Annotated in this window: 14 protein-coding genes; 11 read left to right on the forward strand and 3 right to left on the reverse strand. The window is 57.1% G+C overall.

Translation table 11 applies throughout. The features are described 5' to 3' along the window. Positions 1-29: 29 nt before the first annotated feature. Complete coding sequence (locus FS819_RS19365) at positions 30-1,343, reverse strand: MFS transporter (protein ID WP_156547252.1); 1,314 nt, start codon at positions 1,341-1,343, stop codon at positions 30-32. Between the two features lie 298 nt (positions 1,344-1,641). Between FS819_RS19365 and FS819_RS19370 the strand changes: the two genes are divergently transcribed. The 9 genes from FS819_RS19370 to FS819_RS19410 all read left to right on the forward strand — a co-directional run bounded on the left by FS819_RS19370 (position 1,642) and on the right by FS819_RS19410 (position 12,421). Next, the gene (locus FS819_RS19370; RefSeq protein WP_156547253.1) at positions 1,642-2,718 is read left to right on the forward strand and encodes a LacI family DNA-binding transcriptional regulator; all 1,077 of its coding nucleotides are present in this window, start codon (positions 1,642-1,644) and stop codon (positions 2,716-2,718) included. A 520-nt stretch (positions 2,719-3,238) separates the two neighbouring features. Further along, a complete protein-coding gene (locus FS819_RS19375; RefSeq protein ID WP_156547254.1) occupies positions 3,239-4,234 on the forward strand; it encodes an MsnO8 family LLM class oxidoreductase in 996 nt (331 codons plus the stop codon). A gap of 21 nt (positions 4,235-4,255) precedes the next feature. Beyond that, entirely contained in the window at positions 4,256-5,599 is a 1,344-nt protein-coding gene (locus FS819_RS19380; protein WP_156547255.1) for an LLM class flavin-dependent oxidoreductase, read from the forward strand. 122 nt (positions 5,600-5,721) lie between these two features. Continuing rightward, a complete protein-coding gene (locus tag FS819_RS19385; RefSeq protein ID WP_156547256.1) occupies positions 5,722-6,933 on the forward strand; it encodes a M20 aminoacylase family protein in 1,212 nt (403 codons plus the stop codon). A 3-nt stretch (positions 6,934-6,936) separates the two neighbouring features. Continuing rightward, on the forward strand, positions 6,937-7,491 hold the full coding sequence (locus FS819_RS19390; RefSeq protein WP_156547257.1) for a GNAT family N-acetyltransferase: 555 nt from the start codon (positions 6,937-6,939) through the stop codon (positions 7,489-7,491). A gap of 45 nt (positions 7,492-7,536) precedes the next feature. Next, positions 7,537-9,303, forward strand: a complete 1,767-nt coding sequence (locus FS819_RS19395) for an amino acid ABC transporter permease/ATP-binding protein (protein WP_156547258.1) — start codon at positions 7,537-7,539, stop codon at positions 9,301-9,303. 66 nt (positions 9,304-9,369) lie between these two features. Next, positions 9,370-10,308 (forward strand): ABC transporter substrate-binding protein, encoded by a 939-nt coding sequence (locus tag FS819_RS19400; RefSeq protein WP_156547259.1) that lies wholly within the window; start codon positions 9,370-9,372, stop codon positions 10,306-10,308. A 56-nt stretch (positions 10,309-10,364) separates the two neighbouring features. Continuing rightward, positions 10,365-11,300: an ABC transporter substrate-binding protein gene (locus FS819_RS19405; RefSeq protein ID WP_156547260.1), complete on the forward strand. Its 936-nt coding sequence runs from the start codon at positions 10,365-10,367 to the stop codon at positions 11,298-11,300. Positions 11,301-11,341: 41 nt separating this feature from the next. Next, positions 11,342-12,421 carry an LLM class flavin-dependent oxidoreductase gene (locus tag FS819_RS19410; RefSeq protein ID WP_156547261.1) on the forward strand — a complete coding sequence of 360 codons (1,080 nt, stop codon included), beginning with the start codon at positions 11,342-11,344 and terminating at the stop codon, positions 12,419-12,421. A 73-nt stretch (positions 12,422-12,494) separates the two neighbouring features. Here the strand turns inward: FS819_RS19410 and FS819_RS19415 are convergent, their stop codons facing one another. Both FS819_RS19415 and FS819_RS19420 read right to left on the reverse strand, forming a co-directional pair. After that, positions 12,495-13,817, reverse strand: coding sequence for an ATP-binding protein (locus FS819_RS19415; RefSeq protein ID WP_156547262.1), 1,323 nt, complete (start codon positions 13,815-13,817; stop codon positions 12,495-12,497). Then, positions 13,810-14,535 (reverse strand): response regulator transcription factor, encoded by a 726-nt coding sequence (locus FS819_RS19420; protein WP_070167919.1) that lies wholly within the window; start codon positions 14,533-14,535, stop codon positions 13,810-13,812. The genes FS819_RS19415 and FS819_RS19420 overlap by 8 nt, the downstream gene beginning before the upstream one ends. Positions 14,536-14,777: 242 nt before the next feature. On the opposite strand from FS819_RS19420, the gene FS819_RS19425 reads away from it, so the two are divergent. Together FS819_RS19425 and FS819_RS19430 are read left to right on the forward strand one after the other, a co-directional pair. Then, positions 14,778-15,854 (forward strand): efflux RND transporter periplasmic adaptor subunit, encoded by a 1,077-nt coding sequence (locus tag FS819_RS19425; protein ID WP_156547263.1) that lies wholly within the window; start codon positions 14,778-14,780, stop codon positions 15,852-15,854. Continuing rightward, complete coding sequence (locus FS819_RS19430) at positions 15,851-18,955, forward strand: efflux RND transporter permease subunit (RefSeq protein WP_234624480.1); 3,105 nt, start codon at positions 15,851-15,853, stop codon at positions 18,953-18,955. Before FS819_RS19425 ends, FS819_RS19430 begins: the two co-directional genes overlap by 4 nt. The last annotated feature ends 26 nt before the right edge of the window (positions 18,956-18,981 follow it).

Consider the following 18,981-nt stretch of genomic DNA (forward strand, 5'->3'; position numbering starts at 1 on the left):
AGCGGTATGTGAGGAAAAGGCGGTTGGCCTCATGACTGGTCCATCGGTTCACGAACCAGGAAGAAGTAGCTGGCGGCACCCACAAAGGCGATAGCAGCACCCGTCAGCAAGGCAGGCACGAAAGACGAGTATTCCGCAATGAAACCCGTTGCGATCGGAGCCAGAGAGCCACCCAGGAAGCCGCCAAAATTCTGGAGGGAACCCAGCGACGCCACTCGGTTTTTTGGAGCAACGGCTGTCACCAGCGCCCATGAGCAGGCAGAGGCGGCATTGGTGAGGAAGATCACCACGGAAATGCAGAAAATCGCAATGTTATTGTCGGCAACCAGCGCTGCGGGAACCGTAAAGGCAGCCATGCCAAGCATGGCGATGACAACAGGAATGCGACGACCACGGACCGGTGAAGCCGCCGTTTTCTTAATGATCTTGTCCGACAGCCAGCCAGCCACGAGGCAACCGATAAAGCCGCAGAAGAATGGCACGGAGGCCATGAAACCGGTGCGGGCAAGGCTCATATGCCGCTCGTTGACCAGATAAGATGGCAACCAGCTGAGATAAACCCAGTTAAGGTAAACATTGCCGAAATAGCCAAGGATCATGCCCCAGGTGGCGCGATAGGAAAACAGCTGGCCCCAATCGGCAAGCGTCACCTTCTGCTGCTTTTCTTCCGTCTCCGAAGAGAGGTACGAGCGTTCCTCTGCGGTCAGCCCCATGTCCTTTGGATCGCGATACAGCAGAAACCAGAGCACAGCCATGACAAGGCCAGCGGCACCGGTGATGATGAAGACCCAGCGCCAATCCAGAACGATCAGAAGCTGGGTGAGCAGCAAAGGCGCAATAGCTGTGCCCAATGGCGATGCTGAATTGAAGATGCCTGTGGGCACGCCGCGCTTGCTCACCGGGAACCAGTTGCTGACAACCCGGGCAGCCGACGGAAATTGCGGCGCTTCACCAATGCCCAGACCGATACGGCTCAGGATAAACTGGGTAAAGGACGTGACAAAACCTCCGGCGGCCTGGGCCAGCGACCAGAACACCAGACCGAAACCCAAAAGGCGACGCGGTCCGAGACGGTCCACCATTGCCCCAACCGGAAGCTGCGCCAGCGCATAGCTCCAGGAAAATGCCGAGAGCAGCAGGCCCATTTCACCGAGGGTCAAGCCCATGTCTTCGGTGATCCGATGATTGGCAACCGCCAGCGTCCCGCGATCCATGTAATTGATGACGCCAGCCACCACCAGCAGGCAAAGCGAGGTGATCTGCATGCGCCGGACACGGGGCGGTGCTTTGGCTTGGGTCGACCCCAGTGGAGCCGAGGGCTCGGAACTGACAATGGTGCTCATGACGTCTCTCCTCCTTGGATGTCCGTTGCGGTTGGAGTATCCCGCGTCGCCTGTGGATTACCGTGCTGTGGGGGTTGAAAGGTGTCCCGCATGGCAATCGCAAGCTCCTCCCCGCGACTGTATGTAAGCGCTTACATGAGATTATTTCAAAAATCTGTCAACGGTCTTTTTCTTTCAAAAAATCAATGTGTGACTTTAAATCGGCTTGTATCGAGCCAACTTGATAAGGGGCGCCATTTCAGACTGGCGATTTTCGAGCTAACGAAGACATACGACAACTTGCGCAAGCGGAGACGCAATGACAGAAACGCCTGATCGGCCCACAACCCCTCTGAAACGCACCCGTGAAGGCAGCGGCAGGGCAAGGCTGGAGGAGGTTGCGCGCAGGGCTTGCGTTTCGACAGCCACGGTTTCTCGTGCTTTCAACACGCCCGAAAGGGTTTCTCCTGAAACACGCGAGCGCATTTTCTCGACCGCAAAGGCCCTGGGTTGGGTTCCGAATGCCGCTGGCCGGGCGTTGGCATCGAACCGCACCCATATTGCCGGTGTCATCATCCCAACGCTGGACAATGAAATCTTCTCCCATCAGGTCGGTGCAATGCAGCGGGTGTTTGCCGAACACGGATTGAACCTTCTCATCGCCTGTTCGAATTACGATCCTGAACTGGGTTTCCAACAGGCAAAAGCCATGATCGAGCGCGGCGTGGAGGCACTGGCGCTGGCGGGCGAATCCCATCCTCAGGCGCTCTACGACAATCTGGACAATCTCGGCATTCCCTATGTGCTGACCTATGCTTATCGACAGGGCGCCTCGCATGCCATGGTGGGCTTCGATAATGCCGCAGCCTTTGCCCGGATGACCGATTATCTGATAGGCCTTGGCCATCGACGTATCGCTGTGGTCATGCAGCCTAAAGACAATAATGACCGCGTGGTCGCGCGCCTCAGCGGTATCACAACCGCCCTTAGTGCAGCAGGATTGGAACTTTCGCCCGATCATTTGATCAGTGACAAGGCCAGTCTGGATTTTGGCATCGAAAGCGCCAAGCGGCTCGCGCAAGAGCCAACGGACATTCGTCCGACTGCGATCATTTGCGGAAATGATACTCTGGCACTCGGCGTGCTGATGGGTTTGGCACAGATGGGAGCAAGCGTTCCGGGCGATTTTTCGGTGACGGGTTTCGACGATCTGGAACTCTCGTCTCGATTGTCTCCGGCACTCACCACGATGTCTGTCGATAACAAGGAAATCGGACGCATTGCCGCAGAACAACTCGTTCTGTGTCTTGGAGGCGAGATAACCTCGCCTCAATCCCGGGAAATATCGGTCAGCTTGCATATCCGGGAAAGTACAGCGGCCCCGCCAACGAGATAGACTGTATCAGGGGGCCGGGTGACAGACTTACCAATCGATGGTGATTGCCCGGAGCGTCCAACGATACAAACAGGATGGCCGGTCTATCTGAACCGGACAGACTTTAGCAGCAGAATCGCCGTTATGGGAATGGGTGACAATTTGTTTGCCCTGTGGACCGGTCTGATTGCCAATTACAATCTTACCATGCCGATTGAATGCTGTTCCAGCTGATGCCAATATCGGATGCTGAGTAATTTGGACCTTCGCCCGTGCTCACATCGGTAACGAGCGAGCCAACTTGATCGGTTCTCTGTTGAGTTTGGAAACTTGCCGGCGGCTTCTACCATGCAACTCCATGGCGCAGCTCTGGCCCTCAACACAGTCAATGCCGCCTGTCGTCTCTCTTAAACGGTTTTCCACACCCTCCTTTTCCCTTGCAATTTTCTACCATCACGGGAAAAAATGAAAAACCATTTCTTATAAAACATTAAATCTACATATTTAATGTATAAATAAGAATTGGAGCTGACGATCTACCATGACCTATGCCCTTAGCCTGCTTGACAAAAGCCCGGTCGAACCGGGTGCTGTTGCCGCCGATGCCTTGAAAGCGACGGTCGCTCTTGCCCTGCGCGCCGAAGACCTTGGCTATCGGCGCTTCTGGCTTGCGGAACATCACAACCTGCCGACGCTTGCCAGTTCGGCGCCAGAGGTGATGATTGCCTATCTCCTGGCCAGGACGTCGCGGCTCAGAATCGGTTCCGGCGGCGTCATGCTTCAGCATTACAGCGCCTATAAGGTTGCAGAAACCTTCAATCTGCTGGCAGCGCTGGCGCCGGGCCGGGTGGATCTGGGTGTCGGCAAGGCACCGGGCGGATTTCCCTACGCCATCCGCGCTTTGCAAGCGGGCCGGAAAGCGGCTGCCCCTGCCGATTTCGAGGAACAGCTTGAGGATTTGAACCGCTATCTGCTGGCTGATGCCGCTGCTGCCAATGCCTTGCTGGCAACGCCGGTGCCGCCCGTTCCGGCAGAGCGTTTCCTGCTTGGTGCCAGTGTCGCCAGCGCAAAGCTGGCCGCGGCAAAAGGCTGGACGCTGGTGTTCGCCGGTCATTTGAATGGTGACCAGCACAATCTGCAGGAGACCTTTGATGTTTATCGTCGTGAGACCGGTGGCAAGGTTCCCGTTCTGGCTCTGGCCGCTTTGGCTACCGACACGCAAGAGACGGCGAGAAGCCTGGTGGCTGACATCAAGATCTTCAAGGTGATTCTGGCCAATGGTCAAAGCGTCAATGTCGGTAATGCCGAACAGGCTGCCGAGTTTGCGTGCCAGTCCGGCGTGTCGGATTACCGGGTTGAAGAAAAGACCCCGCATGTTCTGGCAGGCACGGGCGAGCAAGTCCGAAACGAGCTTGATGCCCTTCATGCCACGCTTGGAGTGAGCGAATTCATCATCGACATCCCCGTTGCGCAGTCGGCTTTTCGGCTCAATGCCATTGAGTTGATTGCCGGTTCGCGCCTGTCTCTCGCCGCCTGATTTTTAGAGAAAGATGTTCTCATGAGCAAGAAATCCATCAATTTTGGCGTGATGTTGCACGGTCCGGGCGGTCACATGAATGCCTGGAAACATCCAAGCGTTCCCGCTGACGCCAGCGTCAACTTTCCCTTCTATGTTGAAACCGTCCGTAAGGCGGAAGCTGCTGGTTTCGCCTTCGCCTTTGTCGCCGACGGACTGTATATCAACGAGCATTCCATTCCGCATTTTCTCAACCGGTTCGAGCCGATTGCCATTCTCTCGGCACTGGCCGCATCCACCTCAAAAATCGGGCTGGTCGGGACGATTTCCACCTCCTATTCGGACCCGTTTACCGTTGCCCGGCAATTTGCCTCTATTGATCATATCAGCGGCGGACGGGCCGGATGGAATGCGGTGACCACGCCGCTGGAAGGCTCCGGCCGCAATTATAGCCGCGAACATCCCGAGCACTCGCTGCGCTACCAGATTGCCGAGGAATATCTGGATGTGGTCAAGGGCCTCTGGGACAGCTGGGACGATGACGCCTTCGTGCGCGACCGCGATACGGGTGCGTTCTTTGACCAGAAAAAGCTGCATCGGCTGGACCATAAGGGCCGTTTCTTCCGCGTCGAGGGCCCGCTCAATATTGGCCGCTCCCGGCAGGGTCAACCGGTGGTGTTTCAGGCGGGGTCTTCGGATTCAGGCATTCATTTGGCGGGCAAACATGCCGATGCGGTCTTTACCAATGGCGCGAGTTTCGAAGAAGGGCAGGCCTTTGCCAAGCAGATCAAGCAGAGCGCCATTGCCCAAGGCCGTAGCGCCAGCGATGTGCTGATTTTTCCCGGCATCGGGCCGATTGTTGGTGCCACGCAGGAAGAAGCGGATGAAAAATATCGGGCAATCAGCGCCTTGGTGACGATTGAAGAAGCATTGCTGTTTTTGGGTCGGTTCTTCGATCATCATGATTTCCGCCAGTATCCGTTGGATGAGCCTTTCCCGGAGCTTGGCGATATTGGCAAAAACAGTTTCCGCTCCACCACCGACAAAATCAAGAAAAACGCCAGGGAAAAGGGCCAGACCTTGCGCGAAGTGGCGCTGGAAGCTGCAACACCCCGCAGCTCCTTTGTCGGCACACCCGACCGGATTGCTGATGAGATTATTCGCTGGGTCGATGGCGGTGCCGCCGATGGTTTCATTCTGGGCTTTCCGGTCATCACGGAAGGACTGGATGACTTTGTCGCCCATGTGCTGCCACGTCTTGAAGCGCGGGGCTATTTTGATCGCAACTTACAGGGTGACACGTTGCGCGATCATCTCGGTCTGCCCTTCCGTGTAAGCCGCTATGCGGTGAAATCAGACGATCAGACAACACGGGCAGCCAGCTAGAGCATTCCTGCGTTTCCTGGAAACGCATGAATACTCTACCTCTTTTTTAACGCATTTCCGGACGCAAAACCGCACTGCACTTTTGCTGGAAATGCTCTAAGCGCACCAGCTGAAAGCAACCCATGAACATCGCCATTGACAGCCCCCTGATGCAAGACCGGGGGCTAAAGAAAATCCGTGCCTATCTGGATGAGATCATCGCCTTTCGGCGGGAACTCCATCAAAATCCGGAATTGGCCTTTCAGGAAAAGCGCACCAGCAATCTGGTCGTCTCCTATCTGGCCTCCTTTGGCTATCAGGTGGAGCATGGCATTGCTGGAACAGGCATCGTCGCCAGTCTGAAAAAGGGGAGTGGCAGCCGGATCATCGGTCTTCGCGCCGATATGGACGCCTTGCCCATTCACGAAGCGACAGGGCTTGCCTATGCCAGTCGTACCAAAGGCGTCATGCATGCCTGCGGCCATGACGGTCATACCGCGATCCTGGTTGCAGCGGCCCGCTATCTGGCCGAGACGAGTGAATTCGATGGCACGGTTCGGCTGATTTTTCAGCCCGCCGAGGAGATCGGCGCGGGCGCGAAGAAACTGCTGGCCGAGGGCTTGTTCGAGCGCTTTCCCGTTGATGCGGTGTTTGGCCTGCACAATTGGCCGGATGTTCCCGCCGGTCATTTCGGCTTCGTGCCGGGTCCGGCCATGGCCTCTGTCGATCAGGCCCATATCACAGTGGTCGGCAAGGGCGGCCATGGGGCGGAACCGCATCGCGGCGTCGATCCGGTCCTGGCGTCAGCCTCGCTGATCACCGCCCTGCAAAGCATCGTGTCGCGCAATGTCGATCCGCGGGAGATGGCGGTGATTACTGTCGGCTCGATCCATGGCGGTTCGGCGTCCAATGTCATTCCCGAAAGTGTCGAGCTGAAGCTGACAGTGCGCACATTCAACGAAGATGTCAGGCAGCAGCTCAGCGAACGCATCCCGGCACTGGCGCGTGCGCAAGCCGAAAGCTTCGGGGCGAGGGCGCAGGTCGATTATCGCTTTGGTTTTCCGCCCGTTCTCAATCATGCCGATGAAACCGCCTTTGCTCGCCAGGTGGCACTGCAAACCTTCGGTGACGACAAGGTGATCGCCGATTTCAAACCGCGCACCGCAAGCGAGGACTTTGCTTTTCTGCTGCAAGCGCGGCCCGGCAGCTATCTGTTTGTCGGCAATGGCGACAGCGCTCCGCTGCACAGCGCGAGCTATGACTTCAACGACGAGATCATTCTGCCCGCCGCTCACTACTGGGTGCGGCTGGTGGAGAGCTACCTGTCATCCCCGGCTTCGGCCAAGATTATCTAGAGGATGTGCACCGCCATGACCGATACCTTCGTTTACACCTCGCCGCTCGATCCCTTGGCCAAGCCGCTGATCGACGATCTGATCCGTGAATATGACGGTCGCTACGGGACGTTTTTCAGCGCGGAGGGCGCGGTCGCGGAAATCAACCGCTATCCTGCGGAAGCCTTTCAGCCACCGTTCGGCAATTTCCTGCTGCTGCTGCGCGATGGCCAGCCGATCAGCGGCGGTGCCTTCAAGTTCTATGACGAGACCACCGCCGAGTTCAAACGCATCTGGACCCATCCCGATTACCGGCGCCAGGGGCTCGCACGTATCGTGTTGGCCGAACTGGAAGTCCAGGCGGCGCGGCAGGGCTATGGACGGATCTACCTCACCACCGGCTTTCGCCAGCCGGAGGCGGTTGGGCTCTATTTGAAAAATGGCTATAGCGCCCTGTTCGATCCGGCGGTCGATCCAGAAATCCATCGTACACTGCCCTTCGAGAAGGACATCCGCCATCTCGCCGTAGGCGATGAAAAGCCGCAGCTTCGCCCGGAGCGCCGCGCCGTCTCAGTATAGTTCTTCTCAACCTTTCAGCCCACCCTCTTCAGAAAGGACGGCGCCATGGCTCTCACTTCGGACTTTCCAGGCATCCGGCATGTGGATGTCGCCAGCGATCAACCCCATGATCTTTCGCGGTTGAAGGTCGTTCCTGCCCGCTACCCGGCCCGGATTGTTGGCACGGTGTTTGCGGCGGTTGTCATCATTGCAGCGCTCTATTCCACCTTTACCAATCCACGCTGGGGCTGGAGCGTGTTTGCACAATGGTTCTTTGCGGAGCCGGTTCTGGCCGGGCTTGGCCGGACCCTGTTGCTGACTGTGCTGGCCACCATCAGCGGCTCGGTCCTGGGGACGGCACTGGCGCTGGCGCGGGTGTCGCGCTCACCGCTGCTGTCTGGCCTGTCCTGGGGCTATATCTGGCTGCTGCGCTCCATCCCGATGATCGTACTGCTGCTGGTGCTCAACAATCTCGGCTATCTCTATGAAACCATTCACATTGCCGTACCCTTTACCGGCCAGGTGCTGGTGGATTACCCGACCGTGCAATTGCTGACGCCATTTGCCGCCGCCTTTATCGGGTTGACGCTCAACCAGTCGGCTTTCTTTGCCGAAATCGTTCGTGGTGGCATTCTCTCGGTCGATCAGGGCCAGTTGGAGGCGGCGGCTGCCCTTGGCCTGCCGCGCCGTCGCCAGGCCTTCAGGATTGTGCTGCCGCAGGCAATGCGCACCATCCTGCCGACCGGTTTCAATGAGATCATCGGCCTGGCCAAGGCCACGTCCATTGTCTATGTGCTGGCGCTGCCGGAACTGTTCTATACAGTCCAGGTCATCTATCGCCGCAATCTGGAAGTCATTCCGCTGCTGATGGTCGCCACGGCCTGGTATCTGGTGATCATGACGGTGCTTTCGGTCGCCCAGCACTATATCGAACGGCATTTTTCCAAGGGTGCGCTGCGCAATCCGAAGCCCTTGCCATTCCGGGCGTTCTTCGGGCGGGCGGCATTGACAACGGTGTCAGCGGTGACGGCCAATCGCCGGTCTGCCCTCAAGGATTTGACCGCGCTTCGCCAGGGCGGTGTGGTGCGCATCCAGAATGTGTCGAAGAGTTTCGGTCATCTCAAGGTTCTGGATGGTGTCGATCTGACGCTGAAAGCCGGAAGCGTCACGGCAATTCTTGGCCCCTCTGGTTCTGGCAAATCGACGCTTTTGCGCAGCATCAACCATCTGGAGCGTGTCGATCACGGCTTCATCTCGGTCGATGGCGAACTGGTCGGTTATAACAGACGCGGCAATGTGCTTTACGAGTTGAAGGAGAAGGACATCCTGAAACGCCGCGTTGAGATCGGCATGGTGTTCCAGAGCTTTAATCTCTTCCCGCATCTGACCGTGCTTGAAAACCTGATCGAAGCGCCGATTGCTGTGCTTGGCCTGCCACGCGACGAGGCCATTCTGCTGGCCCAGGACCTGCTGGCCCGTGTCGGCCTCAGCGACAAGATCCATGCCTATCCCCGGCAATTGTCCGGCGGCCAGCAGCAGCGTGTGGCGATCGCCCGGGCGCTGGCGCTGAAGCCCAAGGTTCTGCTGTTCGACGAACCGACCTCGGCGCTCGACCCTGAACTGGTGGGGGAAGTGCTCGATGTGATCAAGGAACTGGCGCGCACCGGTACGACACTGGTGATCGTCACCCATGAAATCGGCTTTGCCCGTGAAGTCGCCGATACGGTCGTCTTCATGGAAGGCGGGCGCGTGCTTGATGTCGATACCCCAGAACGGATCTTTAGCCATGCCGCTCACCCGCGCACCCAGGAATTCCTGGCCAAGGTGTTGTGAGCGCCCGCACCGAAACTAAAACTGAAACTCAAACCCATCACCCCCACTTTCTGACTGGAGAGCAGCATGACATTTCGGAAAATCCTGCCGGGCCTGGCCCTGGCCGCATTCACGGCATTGGCCGCAGACAGCGCCTTGGCTGCTGATAAATTCGATCTGAGCCCTGACATATCGAACCGGGTGCGGGCCGAGAAAAACGAGGCGGCCATTGCAGCGATCAAGCCCGGGTTCAAATTCACGACGCCAGGCAAATTCACGGTGGCTGTCAGCCCTTTCGATCCGCCGGTCGTCACTTATGCATCCGATGCCAAGACGATCGTTGGAGCGGACCCGGATCTTGCCCAATTGCTGGCGGATTCGTTGGGATTAGAGCTTGAAATTGTCCCGGTCGCCTGGGCGGATTGGCCGCTCGGCATTGTCTCGGGCAAATACGATGCTGTCATCAGCAATGTCACCGTGACGGAGCAACGCAAGGAGAAATACGATTTCTCAACCTATCGCCGTGATCTGCTTGGCTTTTACGTCGCCAAAAACAGCCCGATTACCGAAATCAAGGAACCGAAGGATGTCGCGGGTCTGAAGCTGATTACCTCCTCCGGCACCAATCAGGAAAAGATCATTCTGGACTGGGATCGCCAGAACGTCGCTGCTGGCCTGAAGCCGATCGAGGTGCAATATTACGAGGATAGCGCCGCCAGCGATCTGGCGCTTCAGTCGGGACGTGCCGATGTGCGGTTCAACACCAATGCCAGCCAGGCCTATGGTGCGCTGATCAAGGGCAACACGCGGCTGGTCGGCAATGTCAACGGCGGCTGGCCGTTGACGGCAGATATCGCCACCGTGACCCGCAAGAATGCGGGACTTGCCGATGCCTTGACCATTGCCACAAACGCTCTGATCAAAACCGGCAAATATGGCGAGGTGCTGAAGCGTTGGAACCTGACGGCGGAAGCCATTCCGGAAAGTCGCACCAATCCGCCTGGCCTGCCGAAGAGCGGTTCGTAACCCCGCACAGCTTTGGGGCGGTCATCAGCTCCGCCCCATATTTTCAGGAGGTTTCCATGGATTATGCCATGCGGCGGATAAGCCGGGCTCTTGCCGCCTTGATGCTCTTACTGCAAGCGGTTTCGCCGGTTTCGGCCGAACCCTTCGATCTGTCGCCGCAGCAGCCGGGCCGCCTGCATGTAGAACAGGATGCAAAGGCCGTAGCCGCTCTTCCGTCGAATTATAAATTCGTCTCCCCTGGAACCCTGACAGTTGCCGTTGCAGTCGGTTCTCCGCCGATTGCGGCCTATGCAACGGATGCCAGCACGGTGGTTGGCTTCGATCCAGATCTTGCCCTTCTGGTGGCGGAAAGCCTTGGTCTGAAGCTGGACCTTGTTTCGGTCGCCTGGGCGGATTGGCCGCTGGGACTTACCTCTGGCAAATATGATGCGGTTATCTCCAATGTCGGTGTCACCGAGCAACGCAAGCAGAAATTCGATTTCTCCACTTACCGGCATGGGATGCATGGCTTTTACGTCAAGAACGATAGCCCGATCACGGTGTTGAAAGAGCAGAAGGATGTCGCCGGTTTGCGGATCATCGTCGCCTCCGGGACGATCCAGGAGCGGATACTTCTGGAATGGGACAAGCAGAACAGGGCAAACGGCTTGAAACCGCTGGAACTGCAATATTACGACGACGAGGCCGCCGCCGATCTGGCGCTGCAATCGGGCCGGGCCGATGCCAATTTCGGACCCAACGCCATGCAGGCCTGGCAGGCGGCAACGCTGCACCGCAAGCGGCTGGTGGGTACCGTCAATGCCGGCTGGCCGTTGACGGCGGATGTCGGTGTCACCACCCGCAAGGGCAGCGGTTTGGCGGAACCGATTACCCTTGCCATCAACGATCTGATTGCTGGGGGGACATATCAGGCAGCTTTGGCGCGCTGGGGTCTTTCCCATGAGGGCCTGACAGAATCGCAGGTCAATCCGCCCGGCCTGCCAAGTTATTGAAGGCTCCGATGATCATTTCTCCCGCATAAAAGGACCGTTGCATGGCCATTGCGATCAATCATATCGGTTTCTTGATCCCGGGTAATTATCCGGAAACCGACCCTTTGTCCGGCCTTGAAACCACGCTGAACCTGTTTGAATTCGGCGAACAGCTCGGCTTCGACTCGGCCTGGGTACGCCATCGCCATCTGGAGCCGGGCATTTCCTCTGCGGCGGTTTTCCTGGCTGCCGCCAGTCAGCGGACCCGCCGGATCGAGATTGGTACGGCGGTCATCCCGCTGGGCTATGAAAGTCCCTTTCGGCTGGCGGAAGATCTGGCGCTGGCCGATGTGCTCTCCGCTGGCCGGTTGAATATCGGGGTTAGCGCTGGCCTACCCGCCCATCTTGAACTGATCGGCAAGAAGGTGTTCGATGGCGATTGGACGAGCTATGATTTTTCCCATAACCGTGTTCTGCGATTGATCGACAATTTGCGCAGCGACTATCTTGGTGGCGAAGATACAAGGTTGAAAACGCCGTTCGGTCCGCAGCGCCCCCGGCTGCAACCGCATGCGAAAGGGTTGATCGACCGGATCTGGTATGGCGGCGGTTCCATTGCTTCGGCCAGATGGGCAGGCAGCAACGGCCTTAACCTGCTGATCGGCAATGTCACGTCCGGTGAGGACACCGACAATTTCTATGAGGCGCAGGCCCGGCAACTCAGTCTTTACCGAGCAGCAGGCGGGGCGGCCAGCCGGGTGGCGCTAGGCCGGGTGATTGTGCCGCTCGACAATGCCGATGCTCCGACCCGGCGCAAATATCTCGATTTTGCCGCTGGGCGTCTGGAGCGAACGCTGCACCCGAATGGGGAGCGCCGTACGCTTTTCCCGCGTGATCTGGTTGGCAGTTCCGACGATATTCTCGAATGGCTCCATGCCGACCCGATCCTGAGCGAGGTGACGGAGCTGCGTCTGGAACTGCCCTATGAGTTCGAGCAGGACGAATACCGGCAGATTCTACAGGATTTTGGCACCAAAATTGCGCCGGAACTGGGATGGCAGGCCCGTAATGAAGATGGCACGCAAGCGCTTGGGTCTGCGCTGGATCACAGCCATACGCGGAGCGCACGCCGGACCCATTGAGGAAAAGCCCTTCACCATACGGTAAGAAGGGTCATTTCCAATACCATTCCGTATCACGCATCTCAAGACGTCCCTAAAGCGCGAGCTGGGGTATGTCGATCCGGACAATAAGGCCCGTCGGGTGATTGGACAGCAGCGTAATTTTGCTCTGATGGGCATGTGCTATATCTGCGACAATCGACAGACCCAGACCAAAACCGGCGCGTTTGCTACGCGAAGCGTCTCCTTTGAAAAACGGTTCGAAAACCTTTTCTCTGAGATCTTTGGGAATGCCTGGTCCGTCATCGATCACCAGGATCGAAAAAACCGGGCCATTGACCTGGAGTTTGACGAGGATGGTCTTTCCAAACTTTGTGGCATTGTCGCAAAGATTGGTGACTGCCCGCATGATTGACAGCGGTCGGCAGTTGGCAATCAGCTTGTTCGGCCCCTGATATTCGACATCGAAGCCTATGTCTGAAAAATCACTGCAAACGGTTTGCAGGATGCTCGCAACATCAACGCGTTCAATGCCTTCGGTTGCAAAATCATCACGGAGATAGTTCAGGCTTTCGGTCAGAAGATCATCGATATGATCGATATCCGTCAGCAGGGCTTCCCGCAAGGCACCGGCCTCCATGCGCTCCGAGCGCAATCTGAGCCGCGTCAAGGGAGTGCGAACATCATGGCTAATCCCCCTCAGCATTCGGGTCCGGCCATCCACCATGATGCGAATACGATTTCGCATGCCGTTCAGCGCACGGGCAAGCAGTAGGATCTCAATCGTGCCGCGCTCCTCGAAAATCTGGGAGCTATTGTTGATATCCGACTTTATCGCCGCCACGGATATTCTCTTTATCGGTTCGGTCACCGCCCTGATCGCAAAGGCGAAGAAAAAAGCCATCAAGACGACCACCGCGATAAAGTAATATGTCGTCTGACTGAGAAACGAAGTCGTCAGAATCGTATCGGGAAGACCGAAAAATATAACCATTGTCTGGTCATCCACTTTCTCGGCAAACACACGACGGCCATCCAGAAACGCGCGCCAGCCGCCAAGGGGCGGTTCCCCGTCAGGCGGAAACAGAAAATCGACAAATGTCTCGGCAAAACCCTGGAACTCGGGGGAGGTCTTGAACTTGTCAGCCAGCGATATCGGTGCAAGCGAGACCTCCAAGCCTGCGCGTTGCGCGTTGGTTAGAATGGAGGTGCGTTCGTCAGGAGAGGCCTGTGCCAAAACAAGCGCGAGGGTCCTGACCTGTGTGGCGGTGCTTTCCAGATTGGGGATGGCGTAATCATTTTTCGCGACATTTTCCAATGTCCTGCCTGTTAAGATGACGGTGACCAATGCCAGGAGAATGATGACGGTGATTTGGCCGCGAAGGGTTCTTGGTAATGCGCGGAAATTCCTAGACATGAACCTCTTCCACGACAGCAGTGAAGACATAGCCACCCAAGCGAACCGTTTTCAAAAGCGCCGGGTCCCGCGGGTCTTTTTCGATCTTCTGTCGCAACCGGCTGATATGGACATCAATGCTGCGTTCGATCGGGCCTGCCAGGCCCGCATGGGTCGCGCTCAGCAATTGCTCCCTGGTCAGCACGCGTCCAGGGTTTTGGCAGAAGGCCAGCAGCAGATCGAACTCATGGGTGGTCATCGCAACGCGAGCGTGGCTTGGATCGTGGATCTGCCGCCGGGCAGGATCAACCTGCCATCCATCGAAGCGGAAAAAGCTTTTCCGTAAACTGTCTGGCCGTTGAGATGTCACTCTGGAGCGCCTGAGAAGACCTTTGATCCGTGCCGTCAACTCCCTGAGAACGAAAGGCTTTGTGACATAGTCGTCAGCGCCGATTTCCAGACCGACGACACGGTCGATATCGCTGCTTACCGAGGTCAACATCAGGATGGGAATATCGCCGCTGCCTCGAAGCCGCCTGCAGATGCTAAATCCGTCCTCTCCGGGCAGCATCACATCGAGGACGACGAGATCGAACTCCAGTGCACGCATCTTGGCGTCCATGTCGGCGCCATCCGCTGCGACCTCGACGAGCATTCCTTGCTCGTTGAGGCTATCGCGGACCATGCCGGCAATCTGCTCGTCATCTTCTACAATCAGGATCTTGGGCGCTTCCGACATCGCTTATCCATTGTTGCTTGTAAAAAGGGTCGCTTCCCCTTCAAGACATTCTCTTACCATAATCGTTTCAGGCTTCGGACGTCTTATATATTAAGATTTGTTGTACTCGACCGGACCTGACAGCAGGTCTTTAACAAAACTTAACAGAATGAAACACCCAACCGATCATCCATGTGGGAGAGAACGGCAGTCAATCTGCTGCCTCTTTCACCGGAGGCACGCCAGCAAACACTGGAGTGCACATGCTGAGACGAATGATCCTATGTACCACAGGCGTTTTTGCCGTGCTTCTAAGCGCCTGTTCGGATGAAGCCAGCACGCAAAAGACACCTCGCGCCATTAAGGCGGTCACAGTCAAATCGGAGCTTGTCGGGGAGGTCTTTCGCCAGACCGGCGAGATCCGTCCGCGTTATGAAACGCCGATGAGCTTCAGGATCGACGGACTGGTGGCTTTTCGCGTCGAGACGGGATCATCCGTGAAAAAGGGCGATGTGCTTGCAACAGTAGAAAAGACGCCGGCCTTGATCAACGTCGCGTCCGCATCCGCGCAAGTCGATGAGGCAAAATCGGATCTGGCACTGGCGGATTTGACCGCAGCCCGTAACTGGGAACTCATTGGCAAGAATGCGGTATCGCGAGCTCAGGTCCAGCAGAGCGATGCCAATCTGCAAGCGGCGAAGTCAAAGCTCGAAGTCGCCGCCGCGACTTTGGCGAGCGCACAACAGAACCTCTCCTATACGGATCTGAAAGCGGGACGAGACGGTGTCGTTTCAGGCGTCTCCATCAATGTGGGCCAGGTCGTGACCACAGGGCAAACGGTTCTGACCCTCAGCTCCGACACCGAACTCGACGCCGTCTTCGACGTGCCTGAACAGATGTTGATTGAAAACCTGAACGAAAGCGACGTGGAGGTCAGCCTGTTGTCCAATCCGACCCTGACCGCCAAAGGAAAGGTTCGTGAAGTCACGCCTTCCGCTGACGCGGCGACGCGCACCTACCGGGTCAAAGTCACGCTGGATGGTGCCTTGAGCGGCGCGCCTCTGGGCGCTGCGGTTGCCGGCAAAGTAACCCTTTCGCCAAAACGTCTTTTCAAGGTTCCGGCATCTGCACTGACCAGCCGGGGGCAGGACCAGGCGGTTTTCGTCTACCTGCCGGAAACCAGGACACTCCAGGTTCGCTCGGTCAAGATCGAACGATATGGCGAAAACGACATGCTCATTTCAGAAGGACTGGCCGATGGCGACATCGTCGCCACGGCCGGGGTGAGCAAATTGCGCGATGGCGAAGCGGTTACTGTTGAGAAGGGGGCGCAATCGTGAGCGAACAATCACCCCAGTCGCGTGCCCGGTTCAATTTATCGAAATGGGCTCTTGGCCATCAGTCATTTGTTATCTTCCTGATGTTTGCCGCGATCATCAGTGGCATCCTGAGCTATCAAAAGCTCTCGCGCAATGAAGATCCACCATTCACCATCAAAACGATGGTCGTCGGGGCGCGTTGGCCTGGTGCCAGTGCCACAGACACTGTGAACTTGTTGACCGACAAACTCGAAAAGAAGCTCTCCGAGACGCCGCATCTCGATTATACCCAAAGCTACACGCGGCCCGGCCAGTCGGTCATCATGGTGAACCTGCGTGACGACACGCCGCCCGCTGAAGTCGATGGTATCTGGTACACGATTCGCAAGAAGATCTCGGATATCACCTCGACATTGCCCGAAGGGGTCGAGGGGCCATTCTTCGACGATGAATTCGGTGACACCTATGGAAGCATTTATGCTTTCCGGGCAGAGGGGATCAACCAACGTGAACTGCGCGACCGCGTGGAGGCAATCCGTGGTGAAATCCTGTCCTTGCCAGATATCGGCAAGGTCAACATTCTCGGCACCCAGGACGAGCAGATCGTCATCGAATTCGCGCAGAGCAAGCTTGCCAGCCTGGGTATCGATCCGTCTGCCGCAATCGAAGCCATCAGAGCCCAGAATTCCGTCAATCCGATTGGAACCGTCCGGACCAGCGAGGAAAAGATTTCGGTTCGTGTCACCGGAGCCTTTGCCTCCGAAGACAGCCTGAAAGATATAACCTTAAAGCTTGGCAGCCGATATTTTCGGCTCGACTCCATCGCGACGATCTCCCGCACGATCACCGATCCGCCTGCCGCCTCGGTGCGGGTAAACGGAAAGGAGGTCATTGGTCTGGCCGTTTCGATGGCAAAGGATGGAAACCTTCTCTCTTTCGGCAAGGCCCTGAAAGATCGCATGCACGCGATTGCCTCCAATCTTCCCTACGGGATCGAGATGATCCAAGTCGCGGATCAGTCGGCAGTCGTCAAGGATGCCGTCAACGGCTTCATGAAGGTTCTGGTGGAGGCGATCGTCATCGTGCTGGCCGTCTCTTTTGTCTCCCTGGGGGCAAGGGCCGGGTTGGTTATCACCGCCTCCATTCCCATCGTTCTTGCCCTGACATTCCTGGGTATGGAATTGACCGGCGTCGGACTTCAGAGAATTTCGCTGGGCGCCTTGATTATCGCATTGGGCCTGCTGGTGGATGATGCGATGATCACCGTCGAAAGCATGGTCTCCTGCCTTGAAAAGGGCAAGTCGCGTCTGGTTGCGGCAACCCATGCCTATGAGACCACCGCATTTCCGATGCTGACCGGCACATTGGTGATGATCGCAGGCTTCATTCCGGTGGGTTTTGCCGCCTCAAGTGCGGGAGAATATACCCTCTCCCTGTTCATGGTGATCCTGATTGCTCTGTCGTCCTCCTGGATCGTTGCGGTACTGTTTTCGCCGATCCTTGGCACCTGGATATTGCCCCGCAGCCTTGCGCATACCCATAAGAAGACGGGTATCGTCATGGCCACCTATCGCAAAATACTGGGCTGGAACCTCAAGCATCGGTGGCTGACGATCCTGTTGGCAACTGCCGCTTTTGCCTTGTCCCTCGCTGGGCTCGGGCAATTGAAACAGCAGTTCTTTCCGGCGTCCGACAGACCGGAACTGCTGGTCAGTCTCACGCTTCCTCAAAATGCATCGCGGGCCGCGACAGACATTCGTGCGCGCGAATTGGAAGCGATCTTGCGAACCGACCGCGACATCGATCATTTCATCACCTATGTCGGTTCAGGCTCTATTCGCTTTTACCTGCCGATGGATCTGCAACTCGACAACGACAATGTCACGGAAACAGTCGTCGTCGCCAAAAGCGTCGAAAAACGGGAGAGTGTCCGCCGCAAGATCGAAGCTGTGCTCAATGAGCGGTTTTCGGATATCGTCACCCGCGTTTCGCCTCTTGAACTCGGTCCTCCCGTCGGATGGCCGCTGAAGTTCCGGGTTTCCGGGCCGGATTATCAGCAGGTTCGTGCCCTGTCGACAAAAGTGGCTGCGATCATCGGTCAAAATCCAGATACCCGCGACGTCAATCTCACGGCTGGCGAACCGCAGAAAAGCGTGACGATCAAGGTCAACCAGATCGAAGCGCGCACATTGGGTATGAGTTCGGAATCCATCGCCAGTGAGATCGCGGCGGTCTTTTCGGGATCGAAAGTCACCACGGTTCGCGACAAGGACAAACTCGTTGATGTCATGGTCAAGGGCGTTGAAGCTGACCGTAACTCGGTCTCGACCATCGGCAATCTCGAACTGCGCACCGGCGATGGAAACTATGTGCCGCTTCGGCAAGTCGCTTCGGTTGCCTACGGGATGGAAGACCCGATCATCTGGCGCCAGCAAGGAAAGCCGATGATCACTGTTCAGGCTGACGTTGAAAAGAATGCGTTGGCTGCCATGGTCGCCGAGCAAGCCGATGCCCAGCTCAATGCTCTGCGCGCGGAGCTTCCCATGGGTTACTCTATTATTGCCGGCGGCATCACGGAAGAATCCGAGAAAGGCAATTCGTCGATCTACGCCGTTATTCCTGTGATGCTGTTTGCCATTGCAGTTCTGTTGATGGTCCAGATGCAGAGCTTTTCCAGAATGGCCTTGGCTCTGTTCATGGCCCCATTCGGCCTCATCGGCGTGGTCGCAGCCATGTGGCCGACTGGTACGCCCATGGGTTTTGTCGCGCAACTTGGTGTCATCGCCTTGTGCGGGATGATCATTCGCAATGCCGTCATTCTCATTCAGGAGATCGATCAGAACGTCGCACTTGGGCAAGCGCCCAAAGACGCCATCATCGCGGCCGCGATCCATCGCGCCCGTCCGATCGTTCTGACCGCCTGTGCCGCGATTCTCGGGATGATCCCAATTGCCGCCGAGATTTTCTGGGGCCCCATGGCCTTTGCCATCATTGGCGGGCTTGCCGTGGCAACCGTGCTGACCCTGACGCTACTGCCTTGTGCGATGTCGTTGCTGCTGAATGCCGAACAAAAGGCGCGATCGAACGATGATCCGAACGGCAAAGCGGACGCTCAACCGTGAAGATGATCGCTCGACATCTGCCGGAA

This window comes from Allorhizobium sp. Av2 (genome assembly GCF_021462805.2).
GTDB lineage: Bacteria > Pseudomonadota > Alphaproteobacteria > Rhizobiales > Rhizobiaceae > Allorhizobium > Allorhizobium vitis_G.